The organism is Paraburkholderia denitrificans, assembly GCF_042655705.1.
Classification (GTDB): Bacteria; Pseudomonadota; Gammaproteobacteria; order Burkholderiales; family Burkholderiaceae; genus Paraburkholderia; species Paraburkholderia denitrificans.
The window spans coordinates 576,035-593,117 of the sequence record NZ_JBHSMP010000013.1; the positions used below are offsets into that span (position 1 = coordinate 576,035).

The window sequence follows — 17,083 nt, forward strand, 5'->3', positions numbered from 1 at the left end:
TTTCGGGGCTGACGCTCGCGTTACTTCACGATGCCTTTTAGTGCGTCGACGAGCTTCTCGCATTCAGCGTCGGTGCCGATCGAGATGCGCAGATGCTGGTTCACGCGCGGCGCGTTGAAGTGGCGTACGAAGATTTCCTGCTCGCGCAGCTTTGCGCTGATGGCGGCTGCATCGTGCGACGGATGGCGCGCAAACACGAAGTTCGCCGCCGACGGCACGACGTCGAAACCCAGTTCCGCGAGCGCCGCGGTGAGTCTTTGCCGGCTTGCCATCACGCGGGCGCTTGTCGTGTGCAGCCACTCGGTGTCTTCGTAGGCGGCGGCAGCGGCCGCTTGCGCCAGACGGTCCAGCGGATACGAGTTGAAGCTGTCCTTCACCCGGTTGAGCGCGTCGATCAGATCGGGATGGCCGAACGCGAAACCGACGCGCATGCCGGCGAGCGATCGCGACTTCGACGTCGTGTGCACGACGAGCAGGTTCGGATAGCGGTCGATGAGCGCGATTGCCGATTCGGCGCCGAAATCGACGTAGGCTTCGTCGATCACTACCGCCGACTCCGTGTTTGCCGCGACGAGCTTTTCGATTTGCGCAAGCGGCAGTGCGTGGCCGGTCGGCGCATTCGGATTTGGAAAGATCACGCCGCCGTTGGGTTGCGCGTAATCCTCGATACGGATCGCGAAGGCATCGTCGAGCGGCACCGTGCGGTACTGCACGTCGTAGAGCCGTGCGTAAGTCGGGTAGAAGCTGTAGGTGATGTCGGGAAAGAGGATTGGCAAGTCGTGCTTGAGCAGCGCCTGGAACGCGTGCGCGAGCACTTCGTCGGAGCCGTTGCCGACGAACACCTGATCGGCGTTCAGCCCGTGATGCGCAGCGACGACGGCGCGCAGGCGCTTTGAGACCGGATCGGGATAGCGGCGCAGTGATTCTGCGTGCTCGCCGAGTTCTGCGTGGATTGCCTCAAGCACGCGCGGCGACGGCGGATACGGATTCTCGTTGGTGTTGAGCTTCACCGGCTTCGCGAGTGCGGGCTGTTCGCCCGGCACGTAGGGCACGAGGCGGTGGACGATGTCACTCCAGTAACGACTCAAGATGCTCTCCTGTCGACCAGAGTTGGCGCTTCAGCGCCTACTCTGGTCCCATGCACAGCAGTCGATCAGAGTTAGCGCTTCAGCGCCTACTCTGGTCCCCAAACAACACGCTCAACTACCATTGCGATGCAGCAGCATGACTGCACGTTCCGTTTCGCCTTTCACGAAAGTCGGCATCACAACGAGCGCGCGCTCGATCGACCGATCGATCACATCCTGCTCTTCCTTGCGCGGCGGTTTGAGCACGAAGTTCGCGACATCGGGCTTGGCGCCGGCGCGCGTGCTTTCCGGAATCAGATCACGCGGATGCCCGATGCCGATACGAAGGCGCCAGTACTGCTGGGTCGACAGATGCGCGGAAATGTCCTTCAGGCCGTTGTGCCCGCCGCTGCCGCCGCCGAGCTTGAGCTTGACGGCGCCGGGCGGCAGGTCGAGTTCGTCGTGCGCGACGAGGATCTCGTCTGGCAGGATCCTGAAGAAGTGCGCGAGTGCGACGACCGACTGTCCCGAGCGGTTCATGTAGGTTTGCGGCTCGAGCAGATGCACTTCCTCGCCGAAAAGCCGTGCGCGTGCGTAGTGGCCGTGAAAGCGCCGCTCGTCGCGCAGCGACGTGCCGGCTTCGCGCGCGAGCTGGTCCACGAACCAGAACCCGGCGTTGTGGCGCGTCGCGGTGTATTCGGCGCCTGGATTGCCGAGTCCGACGATCAACCTGATCATGTGCTGTTGCCCAATGCGATCAAATGCGCGAAAAAACGAGAAAAAGCGCGAAAAAAAACCCGCCGGGGCAAACCGCGGCGGGTTACGTCGACCGTTTCATTGAAACGGATCGAGAGGATATCGGCTTGTCGCCGCAGCTTACTCGGCTGCTGCTTCTTCGCCTTCGGCTGCCGCCACGGCACCGGCCGGAACCGTCGCCGAGACGATCACCGGGTTTTCCGCTTCCACGTGCGCGACGAGCGTCACGCCTGCGGGCAGTGCGATGTCCTTGGCGTGCAGCGTCTGACCAGCTTCGATCTTGGCGAGGTCGACTTCGACGAACTCAGGCAGCGAGGTCGGCAGGCAGATCACTTCGATTTCGTTCACGACGTGCGAGATGATCGCGCCCGACAGCTTCACGGCAGGATTTTCTTCCTGGTTCATGAAGTGCAGCGGCACCTTCGTGTGCAGCTTCTTGTTCGGGTCGACGCGCTGGAAGTCCACGTGCAGCACGAGCTGACGGAACGGGTGGTATTGCACGTCGCGCAGCAGGACTTGCTGCGACTTGCCGGCCACTTCGAGTTCGAGAATCGACGAGTGGAAGGCTTCCTTCTTCAGGGCGTGCCACAGCGCGTTGTGATCGAGTTCGATCATCTGCGGCTCGACGCCGACACCGTAAACGATGCCAGGGGTCTTGCCAGCATTGCGCAGGCGGCGGCTCGCACCCGTACCTTGCAGGTTGCGCTCGAAAGCGACGACTTTCATGTTTTTCTCCTATGCACTGCCCGCGACCAGGCAGTAAAACGGGGCCTTTCCGGCAAATTAGCTGCCTGAAGGCCCCAAACAATACAGCGCAAACCTTCGTCCGCTTGCGCTGATTACGTCAAAAGCGCGGCTTTCTTGCGAACGCCGCGCCTTGACGCGAATCTCTTAACCTTCCGCGAACAGCGACATCACCGAGTCGCCGCGACGGATACGCGAGAAGGTTTCCGCCAGCAGGCCGGCGCTCGAAAGCGCGCGGATCTTCGCGCACGAACGTGCTTCGGTGCCGAGCGGAATGGTGTCGGTAACAACGAGTTCGTCGAGCGCCGAGGCGGCGATACGCTCGCCTGCGCCACCCGAGAGAACCGGGTGTGTGGCGTAAGCGAACACCTTCTTCGCGCCGCGCTCCTTGAGCACTTGCGCAGCCTTGCAGAGCGTGCCGGCGGTGTCGACCATGTCGTCCATGATGACGCAGGTGCGGCCGTCGACTTCACCGATGATGTTCATCACTTCGGCGACGTTCGCCTTCGGGCGGCGCTTGTCGATGATCGCGAGGTCGCAGTTGAGCTGCTTGGCGAGCGCACGGGCGCGCACCACGCCGCCGACGTCCGGCGACACGACCAGCAGGTTCTCGTAGTTCTGCTTGCGCAGATCGCCGAGCAGCACGGGCGTGGCGTAGATGTTGTCGACCGGGATATCGAAGAAGCCCTGAATCTGGTCGGCGTGCAGATCCATCGTGATGATCCGCTCGACGCCGGCGATTTCCAGCATGTTCGCCACGACCTTCGCCGAGATGGCGACGCGCGCCGAACGCGGGCGGCGGTCTTGACGGGCATAGCCGAAGTAGGGGATCGCTGCGGTGATCCGGCCTGCTGATGCGCGCTTGAGCGCATCGACCATGATCATCAATTCCATCAGGTTGTCGTTCGTCGGCGCGCAGGTGGACTGCAGGACGAAGACGTCCTTGCCGCGTACGTTTTCCTGGATTTCGACCTGGATTTCACCGTCGGAGAAGCGGCTAACCATAGCCTTACCGAGGGGAATACCGAGGATCTTGACGACTTCCTGTGCAAGCGCGGGATTTGCGTTGCCAGTAAAAACCATCAGGCCGTCATGGCTGCTCATCATGCACCTGCTGCGGACTTGGGGCGAGAGGAACTACTAGATATCTGCAGGCGTTGCTGCAGGAATACTTGGCAGGGGAGGAAGGACTCGAACCCTCGCATGCCGGAATCAAAATCCGGTGCCTTAACCAACTTGGCGACTCCCCTACACTTAACTCTGCGCTTCGCTGTACGGGTAGGGCCGTTCAGCGAGGCTAAATCTATGCCGCGAAAGCGAAGAGAGGATGGGTATCAAGACTCGATGTCACCGCGCTTCTCCACGCCGGTTGGGCTTCATGCAGTTCGGCTTGCACCGCTTCTGCTTCGGCCCGGCTGGAAAACGCTGCAAAAACGCTCGCGCCCGATCCGGTCATCCGCGCTGGCGTGATGCTGGTTTCGATACCGCTAAACCACTTCAACACCTGCGCTACTTCCGCGTATTTTCCTGCGACAACCGCCTGCATATCGTTTTGGCCGAAACTGTCTGGCCATCCGTTTTGCGTTGCTTGCTGCGCAAGAAAGACTGCTATTGTGCAGGGCTTCGTATCTCGTGTCAACGATTTTTCCGAAAAAATCGCGGCAGTCGGAACATGTACCTGCGGCGTCACAACCAAAAAATGACGAGGGGGCAATTGTACAGTTTCCAGTGCTTCGCCAACACCCTCTGCAAACGCGTTTTTCCCGAACACGAAGAACGGCACGTCCGCGCCGAGCTTCAGTGCGAGCGCCTGGAGTTCGCCCCGCGTCAGATGAAGTTTCCAGAGGCGGTTCAGCGCGAGCAGCGTCGTCGCCGCGTCCGAACTGCCGCCGCCGAGGCCTGCGCCCATCGGCAGACGCTTTTCGATGTCGATCTCGACGCCTTCCTGCGTGCCCGCGTGCTGCTTGAGCAGCATCGCCGCGCGCACGGTGAGATCTTGCTCGACGGGAACGCCGTCCACTTCGGTCGTGCGCGTGATGCGGCCGTCATTGCGGCGCTTGAAGTGCAGCGTGTCGCCCCAGTCGAGCAACTGGAACACGGTCTGCAGGTTGTGATAGCCGTCCGCGCGGCGGCCGGTGATGTGCAGGAACAGATTGAGTTTCGCGGGCGCGAGGCAATCGCGCAGCGAGTCTTGAGTTTCGGTCATGATGCGTGTGACGGACGGACCCGCCCGGTTTATTGGTCGAGCACCAGCTTGATCGCGAGCGGCGGGTTGTCGCGCGTGAGGTTAAGGCGCTTCACGCCGGTGGCGGGCGCATCGGCATAGGCCATGTAGTCGATGGTCCAGCCGTCCTGCTCGATTTGTGCGAGACGTGACGGATCCTGCGGATCCGCTTTCGTGTACGCGTGGGAAGTCGGCGCGACCGAAGGCTGCAGCCAGTAGCGCAGGCCCTCGACCGGCAGCGCGAAACCGAGCGCCTGGCGCATCAGGGTCGACACGTTGTCGGCGGTGAGCGGCTGCCGGTTCGGCAATTCGAGCGTCGCTTGCGCCGGCGACGACGTGACGATCGCCATCGTCTGTCCGAGCGGATTGCGCAGTTGCAGCGTCACCGTCGAGTCGGCTTCGCGCATGTCGAAGTTGCCGTAGGCGTTGTTCGGGCGGCCGTACTGGTCGACGTACTGCACGGCGAAGCGGCCGTGCCAGGCGCGGTTCGTCTGCGTCGTGAGCGACGTCGTGGCGTTCGACGTGGACGGCTGGTGCGGCGGCTGCGTGGCGCAACCCGCGAGCGCGAGCAGCGCCGACGCCGCTACGCTGAGCGCAGGGCGCCGCACGAGGCGGTTGTAGAACGAATGAAATACGGCGGGGCCGGAAGTCGGTCGGGTATCGGGTGTCAACGCAAGTTTCAACGCAGGTTTCAACACAGGCATCAGCGGGGCAGGCGGTATATCAGAGATCGTTCACCTGGAAGCGCTTGAGCGTCTTCAGGAGCGTGTCGTTATCGGGTTCGAGCTTGTGCGCCTCGCGCCATGCGGCACGCGCGCCGTCCTGGTCGCCGTTTTTCCACAGCACTTCGCCGAGGTGCGCGCCGATCTCGGCGTTCGGCTGCATGCTGTACGCCTTGCGCAGCAGCTTGATGGCGTCGGCGTTGTCGCCGAGGCGGTATTTCACCCAGCCCACGCTGTCCATGATGAACGCGTCGTCGGGCGCGAGCGCCGAAGCCTTCTCGACCAGCTTGTCCGCTTCCTGCAGGCGCAGATTGCGATCCGCGAGCGAATAGCCGAGCGCGTTGTACGCCTGCGGGTTGTCGGGCTGCGCCTTGATGAGCTTGCGCAACTGCGCTTCCATCACGTCGAAATGGCCGGTTTTTTCGGCCGTCATCGCGTAGTCGTAGACGAGATCGGCGTCGTCCGGGAAATCGCCCACGGCCTTCGCGAGCCGCTCTTCCGCTTCCGGATAGCGCTTCGCGTCGAACAGGATCGTCGCGTCCGTGCGTGCGATCAGCGCCTGGTCGTGCGGATCGTCGGCGTGAATGCTCGCGAGCTGGCGCCGCGCGTCGTCGGTCTTGCCTTCCTTGTCGAGCAGCTGCGCGCGCGCGATCTGCCCCTGAACATACTGCTGGCTCGTTGTGCTGATCCTGTCGAGCCACTTCTGCGCCGCGGCGTCGTCCTTCTGTTCGACGGCAAGTTGCGCGAGGTAGATGTAGCCCTGGCCCGGGTCCGCATTCGGCGTCTTTTCCGCAAGCTGCACGTATTGCGTCAGATACTTTTGCGCGGACTCGAACTTCTTCTGCTGTACGTTGATCAGCGCGAGCGCCATCAGCGGCATCAGGTCTTTCGGACCGTCCTTGCGCAAGATTTCGAACTGCTTTTGCGCGTCGTCGAGGCGGTCGGCGGCCAGGTAGGTCTGCGCGAGTGCGAGCCGTCCTTCACGCGACTTCGGGTTCTGCTGCACGAATTTCTCGATCGCCGCGATGCCCTCGCTGCGCTCTTCAGGCCCCATCTGCGAGAGCATCAAGGCCGCGGGCAGGTAGCCAGGCTTGAGCGTGAGCGCCTGCTCGAACGACTTGCGCGCGCCGGGCAGATCGTCGGCGAGCAGTTGCTGGCGGCCGATCGCAAGTTGCGCCTCGGGCCGGTTCATGTCGTCCTTCAGCAGATCCTTCAGCACCGCCAGAGCGCCTATGCGGTTCGGTCCACGCGAAAGCAGGAGCTGCAGCGAGACGAGCGCCGGTCCGCGATTCTCCGCGGGCACGTGCGCCAGTTCGCGCGCGAGCAGCGGCGCGGCGTCTTCGGGACGGCCGGACAGCACGAGCAACGATGCGTCGAGCTGCGCGGCGCGCTCCGAATCGGGGGCGTACTGCTGCCAGAGCTGGACGGCGTTCAGCGCGTCGGACGGGCTTTGCGCGGCAAGCGCGATTTCCGTCGCGCGCTGCGCCATGCGCGGATCGTGCGTGTCGCGCGCGAGTGCGAGGTACGTTTGATAAGCGGGTGCCGGCTGGTCGCGCTGGAGCGCGATTTCCGCGGCGAGAACCTGGAACAGTATCTGGCTCGACAGCGGCGTGTCGGGCAGATCTTTCATCTCATCGGGCGTTTCCGGGCCGAATGCGTCCGGGATCGAAACGGACGTGTCGTCCGTGTCGGGGGCCGGATCCTGTGCATATGCGCTCGACGTGGTCAACGCCCAGGCCGCGACCACCGCCGCGCCGATCAGGCGGACGCCGATGGTGGAAGGCAGGCGTGGCGCGCAAGGGGCCGGGCGCTTCGCAAACAGTTTTACGAAAGACAGTTCCATGGATTTCGGTCGAATGTTTCGGTCGATTGTAACGCGCTGGCTACAATACGCGCACAACGACGACGCAAGTTGCAGACCAACTCCGAACATCATCTGGTCAAGACGTTAGACATGCCCGAATTGCCGGAAGTTGAAGTTACCCGCCGTGGAATCGAGCCCTGGGTCGCGGGCCGCCGCATCGAGCGCGTGGAGGTGCGCAATCCCGCGCTGCGCTGGCCGGTTCCGCCCGCGCTCGCGCGCATGCTACGCGGCCGCACGATCCGTTCCGTGGGCCGCCGGGGAAAATATCTCCTGTTCGAAGTGGAGGAGGGCTGGTTCATCGTCCACCTCGGCATGACCGGGACGTTGCGCGTGCTCCGGAATGGCGGAACGGGGGCCAAACTGCTCGCAGCGGAAAAGCACGATCACGTCGACTGGCTCTTCGACGACTTTACGCTGCGCTTTCGCGATCCGCGCCGCTTCGGCGCGGTGCTCTGGCATCCGCGCGAGGCGGGCGACGTGCTCGGCCATCCGTTGCTGGCGAAGCTCGGCATCGAGCCGTTCACGCCGGTATTCGACGGCGCGCTGCTCTATCGCGAAACGCGCGGCCGCAAGGTTTCCGTCAAGCAGGCGCTGCTCGCGGGCGACATCGTGGTGGGTGTCGGCAATATCTACGCATCGGAGAGCCTGTTTCGTGCGGGTATTCGTCCGACCACACCCGCGGGCCGCGTATCGCTCGCGCGTTACGAACTGCTTGCGGATGCCGTGCGCGCCGTGCTCGCTTCGGCGATCGAAAAAGGCGGCAGCACATTGCGCGACTTCGTCGGTAGCGACGGCAAAAGCGGCTATTTCCAGCTCGAGTATTTCGTCTACGACCGCGCGGGCCAGCCGTGCCGCGTGTGCGGCACGCCGATCCGGCAGATCGTGCAGGGCCAGCGGTCCACTTATTTCTGTCCGCGCTGCCAGCGCTGATTCACCGGCTATTTCATGTACGTTTCTTCGCCGCCATCCGGCACGCATCTCACCGAACAGCTCGCCGACTATCCCGCGGAACTGCGCGCGAGTTTCGCGCCGCGCCTCATCGCGTGGCAGCGCGAGCACGGCCGCCACGACCTGCCGTGGCAGAACACGCGCGATGCGTATCGCATCTGGCTTTCGGAAATCATGTTGCAGCAGACCCAGGTCGGCACTGTGATTCCGTACTACGCACGATTTCTCGAACGCTTTCCCACCGTCGAGGCGCTTGCGCGCGCGCCACTCGACGACGTGATGGCGCGGTGGGCCGGACTCGGCTACTACACGCGGGCGCGCAATCTGCATCGATGCGCGCAGGCGGTTGCAGACGAGCATGGCGGGCAATTTCCGTCCACGGTCGAGGGACTGGCCGAGCTTCCCGGCATCGGCCGTTCGACGGCGGCGGCCATCGCGTCGTTCGCATTCGGTGCGCGTGCAACGATCCTCGACGGCAACGTGAAGCGCGTGCTTGCGCGCGTGTTCGGCGTGGAGGGTTTTCCGGGCGACAAGCGCGTGGAGAACGCGATGTGGACGCTCGCCGATTCGCTCGTACCGAACGACGGCGCGAGCAATGCGGATGTGAGCGCCTATACGCAGGGACTGATGGATCTCGGCGCGACGCTGTGCGTGCGCGGCAAGCCGGATTGCGCGCGCTGCCCGTTCGCGGCGGATTGCGTCGCGAATACGACGGGGCGCCAGCGCGAACTGCCCGCGGCGCGCCCGAAGAAGACGGTGCCCACGCGCCGTACGTGGATGCTCGTCCTGCTCGACGGCGATACGGTGATGCTGCAAAAGCGTCCGCCGAGCGGCATCTGGGGCGGCCTCTGGAGCCTGCCCGAAGCCGACGGCGAAGCGGCGGTCGCCGCGCGTGCACAGTCGTTCGGCGCGGCGGGCGCAGTGTCGCCGCTCGCGCCGTTCTCGCATACGTTCACGCACTTCAAGCTTGAAATCGAGCCGCGTGTGATCGAGCTGGCTCGCGATGGCGGCGCATCGTCCGCGCTTGAGCTTTCCGATGAAGAAACCGCGTGGGTCGCGCTGGGCGAGATCGACGCATTCGGCGTGCCCGCGCCAGTGCGCAAGCTGCTCGACGGGCTGCGCGGTTCGCTGATCTGACGCGCGCGGATCGAGCGAATTACAGAATTACAGCAACTGATGTTGCTGCATGTAGTGATGCACGACGTCGATGCGCGCGCCGGCGTCGGGCAGTTCCATGAGCTTCTGGCGCGCGCGCAGCGCGATCGGCAGCACTTCGGCGAGGCGATTGGACACCCACGAGGGATCGTTCAGGCACAACGGCTGGGCGAACGGCACGCTGTCCGGATCGCGTTCGCGCATCGTCGCGATGATGCGTTCGAGCACCTCCGCACATGCGCCGAAACGCGCAAGCCGATCGCTGCCTTCCATCGGGATGTCGTCGGGCAGCAGCTCGGCGGTGCCGACGAGCAGGCCGTCGGTTTCGACGTGATGCGACAGCAGGCGAAACCGCCGCGTGCCGTGCGCGCGGATCAGCAGCATGCCGAATGCCTCGACGTCGAACTGCTCGATTTCAGCGAGACAGCCGACCGTTTCGGGCACTGCGATTTCGTCGGGTTGCGCGACTTCGGCGCCGCTCTTGAGCAGGCACACGCCGAACGGCGTCTTCTCGCGCAGGCACTCGCTTGCCATGTCCAGGTAGCGCGCCTCGAAGATCTTCAGCGGCAGCAGGCCGCCTGGAAAGAGCACCGTATGAAGGGGAAACAACGGCAATTCGGCGAGCACGGCAGGGGACGAGGACATGGCGCAGCGCTTTCGGTCAAGGCCCGCACGCGGGCCGGTTAGGCGATCAGCCGGGACGATTCTCCAACATCGAGTGGGGCATCGCGGTGACGTACGATGACGTTCGATTCGCCCGCAAAGCGCGTGGCGAGCGTCTGGGCGATGTGAACCGAGCGATGCTGGCCGCCCGTGCAGCCGATCGCCACGGTGAGATAGCTGCGGTTGTCCGCACGAAAATGCGGCAGCCACCTGGCGACGAATCCGTAGATATCGTCGATCATTTCGTGGACGGCCGGCTGTGCGCGAAGGAAGTCGATCACGGGCTGGTCGAGGCCCGTGAGCGGACGCAGACGGGCGTCGTAGTGGGGATTGGGCAGTGTGCGCACGTCGAACACGAGGTCCGCGTCGAGCGGCACGCCGCGCTTGAAGCCGAACGATTCGAAGGTGAGCATGAGCGAGCCGCGCGTGCTCTCGACGAACGCCTTGACCCACGCGCGCAACGCATTGGCGCTCAGGTTGCTCGTGTCGATCTGGTGGCCGAACTCGGCGAGATTCGCGACGAGTTCGCGTTCGTGCTCGATGGCCTCTTCGAGCGACTTCAGCATGCCAACGTTTGCGTCGTGTGCGGCAGAGCCGGAAAGCGGGTGGCGGCGGCGCGTTTCCGAAAAGCGCTGAATCAGCGATTGCGTGCTCGCGTTGAGGAACACCACGCGCACATCGTGCTCGTGTGAGAGGTCGCGGATCATCTGCGGCATGTCGTCGAGCGACGAACTCGAGCGCGCATCGATCGCGACGGCGAGGCGATCGTAACCGTCGTCGGTCAGATAATGCGCGAGCTGCGGCAGAAGGCGCGGCGGCAGGTTGTCGACGCAGAAGTAGCCGACGTCTTCGAGCGCATTGAGCGCCACCGACTTGCCGGAGCCTGAGATACCGGTGATCAGGATGATTCGCATGGAAAAGCAGAAGGACCCGATTGGCCCATCATAGCATTGGACCCGCGCGGCCGTGATGACAGGGCGGGCGTGCAGTACGTGATACGAAAACCCGCGAACACCGGCGAACATCCGCGAGAAGCAAGCCTCGCGGGCGTTCGCGGGTGTTCGCGCGTCAGATCAGCTTGCCCGCGAACTGGCTGTCGGGGTCCTGCATCGCGAGGCGCTGGCGGTCCATGAAGTCGCGTAGCGTATCGATGCCGCGCAATTGCAGGATCGTGTTTCGCACGGCGGCCTCGACGAGCACGGCGAGGTTGCGGCCCGCCGCCACCTGGATCGTGACCTTGCTGATCGGCAGGCCCAGCACGTCCACCGTCTGGCTTTCGAGCGGCAGCCGCTGGAACTCGCCGTCCGGGCGGCGCACCAGTTGCACGATGAGCTTGAGCTTCATCTTCCGGCGCACGGCGGTTTCGCCGAAGATCGTCTTGATGTCGAGCAGACCGAGGCCGCGCACTTCCAGCAGGTTCTGCAGGAGCGGCGGGCAGCGGCCCTCGACGAAATCGGGACCGAGGCGCACGAAATCGACTGCGTCGTCGGCGACGAGGCCGTGGCCGCGGCTGATCAGTTCGAGGCCCAGTTCGCTCTTGCCGAGGCCCGAATCGCCGGTGAGCAGCACGCCCATGCCGAGAATGTCGAGGAACACGCCGTGCAGCGTCGCGCGCGGCGCGAGGATGCGCGACATGTAAAGGCGCAGGCTGTCGATGACCGTTGCCGCCGACATCGGCGTCGTGAAGAGCGGCGTCGACGAGCGCGTGCAGCGCAGGACCAGCTCGGGCGGCGCAGTCATGCCGTCGGCGACGACGAGGAACGGCGGTTCGAGCGCGATCAGCTCGGCCATGTGGCGCGAGCGGTCTTCATCGGTCTGGCGCTGGTAGTACTGAATTTCGGCTTCGCCCAGCACCTGAATGCGGTTCGGGTGGATCAGGTTCAGGTGGCCGACGAGGTCAGCGCTCGCCGTGGCCGTCGCCACCGTCTCGGTGGAAAAGCCGCGTTCCCAGCCTTCGTGCCCCGTCAGCCAGCTGAGCTTCAGCGTGGTGGCGTTGTCGTCGAAGATGCTTTGGGCGTTGATGCTGGAAGTATCCATGAATCCATGACTCCGCGAGTGACACCGTTATGATCCGCGCCCGGCCTGAGCCGGGCGTTGCCGCTGGCCGGGACCGCAAGGGCCTGCAAGTGTCCGTTACCCGGGGCGTTTCGCCCACGGGACCGGCACGCGATGCGGCGCGTTACCTCAAGGTTGCCACTGGGTGAGCAGGCGATGCAACGTTTCGCGTTCCTGTTCCGTATTCAGACGCTCGCGCGCTTCGCGGTCCGACAGCAATTGTGCGATCTCGGACAGGATTTCAAGGTGCTGCTGCGTGGCCTGTTCGGGCACGAGCAGGAAGATGAGGAGCGAGACGGGCTGGCCGTCGGGCGCTTCGAACGGGATGGGTTCGGCGAGGCGCACGAACGCGGCGAGCGGATGCTTCAAGCCCTTGATGCGGCCGTGCGGAATGGCGACCCCTTCGCCAAGTCCCGTGGAACCCAGGCGCTCGCGCGCGAAGAGATTGTCGGTGACGGTGCTGCGGGCAATGCCGTTCTGATTTTCGAAGATCAGGCCGGCTTGTTCAAAGACGCGCTTCTTGCTGGTGACGGACAGGCCGACGACGACGTTCTCGACAGGCAGTATTTTGGCTAAACGATTCATATTGGCAGGCGAAAACGTGGCCTGGATGCTTATTACCTCGGCATGCGGCCCGAAATCCGGCGCCGAGCCCCGCGTCTCCGTAGTGCATGTGATTTTCGCGACGAAGCCGGTGCCGGGACCGTAGGGCGATACGCCCCAAATACGACTGGATCATTATAGTGCAAGCATACGGGCCGATGGTGCGATGCGCCGCGCATACGTGCAACCTCTTGCGCAGGGTTGCACCTGATCGAACCATTCGCTGTGCTGCGCACACGAAAAAGCCGCCCGTTTCAGGGCGGCTCGTGCTTGCGGCCGGTTCGCCGTCTGCTGGTGAGCATCGCTCATCGGTGAGTATCGCAGATGAAACTCACCGCGATCATTGCGGCGGAGCTTCGGCGGCCGGCGCGGCTTCCTGGTACTTCAGTGCATCGTGCTGGTGGCCTTGCAGACGGTCCTTGTGGCGGACGACCTGGCGGTCGAGCTTGTCGACGAGCAGATCGATGGCCGCGTACATGTCGCCGTTCGCGCTTTCCACGAAAATGTCCTTGCCCTTCAGATGAAGGCTCACTTCAACCTTCTGTCTCTTATCCTTTTCCTTGTAGTTGTCGACCGAGAGGACCACATTGCCATCGATTACCTGATCGAAATGTCTTAGCACCCTGTCTAGCTTGGTGATCACGTATTCTCGCAAAGCTGGCGTTACTTCGAGATGGTGTCCACTGATCTTGAGATTCATAGTGCTTCTCCAGGCTATTGGCCGCTTGGCGCGTGAAGCGCGGCTATGCCGGTCGACTGGTGCGGCCGTGCGCGGTTTCCCCGAAAGGCCTGCGCGGCGGGCTACCTCGGCCGGCCATATCCGCCAACTGGCGCGGCGGCCGGAAAACGCCCATGCCGGACTCCCGGCAAAAGGCTAAAGAGACTTGCGCAGATTGACTGCCGGAATCTTCAGCGCCTCGCGGTACTTGGCGACGGTGCGTCGCGCAACCACGAAACCCTGTTCCGCCAGCAGTTCGGCTATGCGGCTGTCTGAAAGAGGAGTTTTAGGGTTCTCGGCTCCTATCAATTGTTTGATGAGTGCGCGGATGGCCGTCGATGACGCCGCGCCTCCTGTGTCGGTCGAGACATGCGATCCAAAGAAGTACTTAAATTCAAGTGTACCGAATGGAGTCAGCATGTATTTACCGGTTGTCACACGCGAGACAGTTGATTCGTGTAGGCCCAGCGTATCAGCAATCTCTCTCAAAACCAAGGGGCGCATGGCGATTTCACCATGTGCAAAAAAATTCTTCTGACGCTCGACGATGGCCTGCGCCACGCGCAGGATCGTTTCGAAACGTTGCTGGATGTTCTTGATCAGCCAGCGCGCTTCCTGCAGTTGCTGGCGCAGCGATCCGCTGCCCGGATCCCCACGGTTGTTGCGCAGGATATTGGCGTACAGATGGTTGATGCGCAGCTTCGGCACGACTTCCGGGTTGAGCTCCGCATGCCAGCTCTGGCCCGTCTTCCGGACGATGATGTCCGGCACCACGTAGTCCGCCTCGGCCTTGCCGTAGGCGGCGCCCGGGAACGGTTCGAGCGTGCGGATCAGCGCATGCGCCTCACGCAACTCGTCGTCGCCGGTCTTTAGTTGCTTGCGCAACCGCGTGAAATCGCGTGCGGCGAGCAGTTCCAGATAGCTGGACACGATCTCCAGCGCGAGCGTGCGCGTAGGCGACGTATTGACGCGCATCAACTGCAGCTTCAGACATTCCGATGCCGAGCGTGCGCCCACGCCCGCCGGATCGAAGCTGTGCAGCAGCGCGAGCGCGGCGTTCAGCTCGTCGGCGTCGACTTCGAGTTCCTCGGGAATATCGGCAAGAATTTCATCGCACGTCGCGCACAGATAGCCATCGTCGTCGAGCGATTCGATCAGGAACGTGATGAGTGCGCGATCGCGCGGGCTCGCCTGCGTCACGCGCAATTGCGCCATCAGGTGATCGCGCAGCGTCGTGGTCGATTCGTGGATCTGTAGCGGCGGCAGATCGTCGTCGTCGGAAGCGGCGCCGGAGCGGCCGTAGTCGTCGAGGTTCCACTGGGTTGTGTCGCCGGCAGCATCGGCGCCCAGGCCATCGTATTCGTCGACGCCCTGCGGTTCGCCTTCGCCGTTTTCGCTGCCGTTCGCCGAAGAGGTCGATGTCGATGCCGCAGGTGCGCCCGCCGTGGAGATCGCCTCGCCCGCAGGCATGGGCGGCTGCGCGATGAGCGAGCCGTCGGCGGCGACACGCAGCGGGCTCGCGATCCAGTCGTCGTCGTTTTCGAGCAGCGGATTCTGTGCAATCGCCGTGGACACCTCCTGTTGCAGTTCGAGCGTCGACAGCTGTAGCAGCCGGATGGACTGTTGCAGTTGTGGGGTCAGCGCAAGATGCTGCGAGAGGCGGAGTTGGAGGCTGGCTTTCATGGCGGTCTGCGATTCATTGTAAAGAGTTTGCCACGCCCGCGATACCACGCAGTTACCACAAAAACGCGCGCGCCCCGCGTTGGTGCGGCCCTCAAATGGTTCGGCTCTTCGGCTCGCTTCTCGATCTGCTTGCGTTCTGTTCATCGCCTGCGAACAGATCTGCAAATGAGGTCGCGATTACTTTGCAGATAGCGGCGCTGCGCACACGTTTCAATCCTCTTGTTTCAATCCTTTTCGCGCGCGCGGCGGTACAGCGCCCGCGCGAGGCGAGCGACGCGGCAAGGGAAAAACGCTACGGAGGGAAGGCTTGCGCGCGCGGCACCCGGCGGCATGGCCGGGGCGTGCGTGCGGGAATTACATGCGGAAGTGTTCGCCGAGATACACGCGGCGCACGCTTTCGTTTTCAATGATGTCGCCAGGCGCGCCGGCCGCGAGCACGGTGCCGTCGCTGATGATGTACGCGTGGTCGCAGATGCCGAGCGTCTCGCGCACGTTGTGGTCCGTGATCAGCACGCCGATGTTGCGCTGCTTCAGGAACTTCACGATCTTCTGGATTTCCAGCACGGCGATCGGATCGACGCCGGCGAACGGTTCGTCGAGCAGGATGAAGCCCGGATCGGTGGCGAGAGCACGCGCGATTTCCACGCGCCGACGCTCGCCGCCCGATAGCGAGAGCGCCGGATTTTCGCGCAGATGCGCGATCTGCAGTTCGTCGAGCAGCGCTTCGGCGCGTTGTGCGATGACGTCTTTCGACAGGCGCTTGCCGTTGCTGTCCACCTGCAGTTCGAGCACCGCGCAGATGTTCTCTTCGACGGTGAGCTTGCGAAACACCGACGCTTCCTGCGGCAGATACGAAAGCCCGAGCGCGGCGCGCTTGTGGATCGGCAGGAGGCTGATCGACTGGCCGTCGAGATCGATCTCGCCCGCGTCGAGCGGCACGAGGCCGACGATCATGTAGAAGGACGTGGTCTTGCCCGCGCCGTTCGGGCCGAGCAGGCCGACGACTTCGCCGCTCTTCACGTCGAGCGAGACGTCCTTGACGACCGTGCGCGAGCCGTAGCGCTTTTTCAGGTTGCGCACGACGAGCGAACTCGTCTTGCCTTCGAGCTGCCGGCCGTGGCTGAGGGGAGCGGTCACGGTGTTCATTGTTGCGGCGCTTCCTGAAGCGTGGTCGACGGCGCGAGCGTGGCCGGCGCGCCGGTGAGCTGCGGCCCGCCGCTGTTGCGCGGCGAGAGCGTCGCGCGCACACGGCCGGTCGGGTTGCCCGGGCCCGCGACGTCCTTGCCCGACTTCGCGGTATAGAAGTCGTTCTGGCCGTCGTAGGTGATGATGCTGCCGTGAACCTGATCCATCACGGTCGAGAGCCCCTGCAGGCGGCGCACCGTTGCGCGCGTCGTGAGCGTGGTGAGATCCTGGCGGCCGTCGTAGTCGATGCGCTCGGCCGTGCCGTCGACGTACTCGTCGACGGCTTCGCGCTTCTGGCGGAAGAACGCGAGCGTCGTGCTGCCCGGCGGCACCGTGCCGGTCGCGTATTGGTAGCCCTGCGGATCCTGGGTGACGACGAGCTTGTCGGCCTTGATCAGGATCGTGCCCTTCGTCGCGACGACGTGGCCGGTGAAGATGGTCTGCTGCTTCAGATCGTCATAGGTCATGTTGTCCGCTTCGATGTTGAGCGGCTTGTCCTTGTCTGCGCGCTCGGCGTGTGCGGCGGGTGCGAAGGCGAGAAGCGACAGCGCGGCTGCGAGCGCGGCCAGTGCGCCAGCCATGGTGCGAGCTGTGGTGCCTGCCATGGTTCGAGCCATGGTGCAATGCGCGCGCGAGGCGCCGGACGGAGGACGGGGAAGCGATTCGTTCATGCAATCGTGCCTGGGGTGGACGGCC

General features: G+C 63.8%; 17 protein-coding genes and 1 tRNA gene. 2 read left to right on the plus strand and 16 right to left on the minus strand.

What is annotated here, in order from left to right; genetic code table 11:
* Positions 1–20 precede the first annotated feature (20 nt).
* The 8 genes from hisC to ACFPTO_RS12165 form a co-directional block, all read right to left on the minus strand.
* Positions 21–1,088, minus strand: a complete 1,068-nt coding sequence (gene hisC, locus ACFPTO_RS12130; RefSeq protein ID WP_377711585.1) for a histidinol-phosphate transaminase — start codon at positions 1,086–1,088, stop codon at positions 21–23.
* 111 nt (positions 1,089–1,199) lie between these two features.
* Entirely contained in the window at positions 1,200–1,805 is a 606-nt protein-coding gene (gene pth / locus ACFPTO_RS12135; RefSeq protein WP_377711586.1) for an aminoacyl-tRNA hydrolase, read from the minus strand.
* Positions 1,806–1,943: 138 nt separating this feature from the next.
* Complete coding sequence (locus tag ACFPTO_RS12140; RefSeq protein ID WP_296653085.1) at positions 1,944–2,549, minus strand: 50S ribosomal protein L25/general stress protein Ctc; 606 nt, start codon at positions 2,547–2,549, stop codon at positions 1,944–1,946.
* A gap of 165 nt (positions 2,550–2,714) precedes the next feature.
* Positions 2,715–3,671, minus strand: a complete 957-nt coding sequence (locus ACFPTO_RS12145; protein ID WP_377711729.1) for a ribose-phosphate pyrophosphokinase — start codon at positions 3,669–3,671, stop codon at positions 2,715–2,717.
* Positions 3,672–3,740: 69 nt separating this feature from the next.
* Positions 3,741–3,817, minus strand: a tRNA-Gln gene (locus tag ACFPTO_RS12150).
* Positions 3,818–3,870: 53 nt separating this feature from the next.
* Entirely contained in the window at positions 3,871–4,773 is a 903-nt protein-coding gene (ispE, locus tag ACFPTO_RS12155) for a 4-(cytidine 5'-diphospho)-2-C-methyl-D-erythritol kinase (RefSeq protein ID WP_377711587.1), read from the minus strand.
* A gap of 29 nt (positions 4,774–4,802) precedes the next feature.
* Positions 4,803–5,399, minus strand: a complete 597-nt coding sequence (lolB, locus tag ACFPTO_RS12160) for a lipoprotein insertase outer membrane protein LolB (protein ID WP_293038076.1) — start codon at positions 5,397–5,399, stop codon at positions 4,803–4,805.
* A gap of 115 nt (positions 5,400–5,514) precedes the next feature.
* Positions 5,515–7,356, minus strand: a complete 1,842-nt coding sequence (locus tag ACFPTO_RS12165; RefSeq protein WP_377711588.1) for a tetratricopeptide repeat protein — start codon at positions 7,354–7,356, stop codon at positions 5,515–5,517.
* Between the two features lie 111 nt (positions 7,357–7,467).
* Here ACFPTO_RS12165 and mutM point away from each other — a divergent pair, with 111 nt between their 5' ends.
* Positions 7,468–8,307 carry a bifunctional DNA-formamidopyrimidine glycosylase/DNA-(apurinic or apyrimidinic site) lyase gene (gene mutM / locus ACFPTO_RS12170; protein ID WP_377711730.1) on the plus strand — a complete coding sequence of 280 codons (840 nt, stop codon included), beginning with the start codon at positions 7,468–7,470 and terminating at the stop codon, positions 8,305–8,307.
* Between the two features lie 15 nt (positions 8,308–8,322).
* Positions 8,323–9,462: an A/G-specific adenine glycosylase gene (gene mutY, locus ACFPTO_RS12175; RefSeq protein ID WP_377711589.1), complete on the plus strand. Its 1,140-nt coding sequence runs from the start codon at positions 8,323–8,325 to the stop codon at positions 9,460–9,462.
* Positions 9,463–9,489: 27 nt separating this feature from the next.
* Here the strand turns inward: mutY and ACFPTO_RS12180 are convergent, their stop codons facing one another.
* The 8 genes from ACFPTO_RS12180 to lptA all read right to left on the minus strand — a co-directional run bounded on the left by ACFPTO_RS12180 (position 9,490) and on the right by lptA (position 17,058).
* The gene (locus tag ACFPTO_RS12180) at positions 9,490–10,125 is read right to left on the minus strand and encodes an LON peptidase substrate-binding domain-containing protein (RefSeq protein WP_377711590.1); all 636 of its coding nucleotides are present in this window, start codon (positions 10,123–10,125) and stop codon (positions 9,490–9,492) included.
* Between the two features lie 38 nt (positions 10,126–10,163).
* On the minus strand, positions 10,164–11,057 hold the full coding sequence (gene rapZ / locus ACFPTO_RS12185) for an RNase adapter RapZ (RefSeq protein WP_293038013.1): 894 nt from the start codon (positions 11,055–11,057) through the stop codon (positions 10,164–10,166).
* 154 nt (positions 11,058–11,211) lie between these two features.
* A complete protein-coding gene (gene hprK, locus ACFPTO_RS12190) occupies positions 11,212–12,180 on the minus strand; it encodes an HPr(Ser) kinase/phosphatase (protein WP_293038015.1) in 969 nt (322 codons plus the stop codon).
* A 147-nt stretch (positions 12,181–12,327) separates the two neighbouring features.
* Positions 12,328–12,783 (minus strand): PTS IIA-like nitrogen regulatory protein PtsN, encoded by a 456-nt coding sequence (gene ptsN, locus ACFPTO_RS12195; protein ID WP_293038017.1) that lies wholly within the window; start codon positions 12,781–12,783, stop codon positions 12,328–12,330.
* Positions 12,784–13,141: 358 nt separating this feature from the next.
* A complete protein-coding gene (gene hpf / locus ACFPTO_RS12200) occupies positions 13,142–13,501 on the minus strand; it encodes a ribosome hibernation-promoting factor, HPF/YfiA family (protein WP_377711591.1) in 360 nt (119 codons plus the stop codon).
* Between the two features lie 174 nt (positions 13,502–13,675).
* Positions 13,676–15,202, minus strand: coding sequence for an RNA polymerase factor sigma-54 (locus tag ACFPTO_RS12205; protein ID WP_377711592.1), 1,527 nt, complete (start codon positions 15,200–15,202; stop codon positions 13,676–13,678).
* Between the two features lie 354 nt (positions 15,203–15,556).
* Positions 15,557–16,348 carry an LPS export ABC transporter ATP-binding protein gene (gene lptB / locus ACFPTO_RS12210; RefSeq protein ID WP_377711593.1) on the minus strand — a complete coding sequence of 264 codons (792 nt, stop codon included), beginning with the start codon at positions 16,346–16,348 and terminating at the stop codon, positions 15,557–15,559.
* Positions 16,345–17,058 (minus strand): lipopolysaccharide transport periplasmic protein LptA, encoded by a 714-nt coding sequence (lptA, locus tag ACFPTO_RS12215; RefSeq protein ID WP_377711594.1) that lies wholly within the window; start codon positions 17,056–17,058, stop codon positions 16,345–16,347. The genes lptB and lptA overlap by 4 nt, the downstream gene beginning before the upstream one ends.
* Positions 17,059–17,083: the final 25 nt, after the last annotated feature.

Bases quoted from the DNA above. Each gene is read 5' to 3' on its own strand.
- pth (WP_377711586.1), bottom strand. From the start codon at position 1,805: ATGATCAGGTTGATCGTCGGACTCGGCAATCCAGGCGCCGAATACACC.
- ACFPTO_RS12140 (WP_296653085.1), bottom strand. From the start codon at position 2,549: ATGAAAGTCGTCGCTTTCGAGCGCAACCTGCAAGGTACGGGTGCGAGC.
- ACFPTO_RS12145 (WP_377711729.1), bottom strand. From the start codon at position 3,671: ATGAGCAGCCATGACGGCCTGATGGTTTTTACTGGCAACGCAAATCCC.
- ispE (WP_377711587.1), bottom strand. From the start codon at position 4,773: ATGACCGAAACTCAAGACTCGCTGCGCGATTGCCTCGCGCCCGCGAAA.
- ACFPTO_RS12165 (WP_377711588.1), bottom strand. From the start codon at position 7,356: ATGGAACTGTCTTTCGTAAAACTGTTTGCGAAGCGCCCGGCCCCTTGC.
- mutM (WP_377711730.1), top strand. From the start codon at position 7,468: ATGCCCGAATTGCCGGAAGTTGAAGTTACCCGCCGTGGAATCGAGCCC.
- mutY (WP_377711589.1), top strand. From the start codon at position 8,323: ATGTACGTTTCTTCGCCGCCATCCGGCACGCATCTCACCGAACAGCTC.
- ACFPTO_RS12180 (WP_377711590.1), bottom strand. From the start codon at position 10,125: ATGTCCTCGTCCCCTGCCGTGCTCGCCGAATTGCCGTTGTTTCCCCTT.
- rapZ (WP_293038013.1), bottom strand. From the start codon at position 11,057: ATGCGAATCATCCTGATCACCGGTATCTCAGGCTCCGGCAAGTCGGTG.
- hprK (WP_293038015.1), bottom strand. From the start codon at position 12,180: ATGGATACTTCCAGCATCAACGCCCAAAGCATCTTCGACGACAACGCC.
- ptsN (WP_293038017.1), bottom strand. From the start codon at position 12,783: ATGAATCGTTTAGCCAAAATACTGCCTGTCGAGAACGTCGTCGTCGGC.
- hpf (WP_377711591.1), bottom strand. From the start codon at position 13,501: ATGAATCTCAAGATCAGTGGACACCATCTCGAAGTAACGCCAGCTTTG.
- ACFPTO_RS12205 (WP_377711592.1), bottom strand. From the start codon at position 15,202: ATGAAAGCCAGCCTCCAACTCCGCCTCTCGCAGCATCTTGCGCTGACC.
- lptB (WP_377711593.1), bottom strand. From the start codon at position 16,348: ATGAACACCGTGACCGCTCCCCTCAGCCACGGCCGGCAGCTCGAAGGC.
- lptA (WP_377711594.1), bottom strand. From the start codon at position 17,058: ATGAACGAATCGCTTCCCCGTCCTCCGTCCGGCGCCTCGCGCGCGCAT.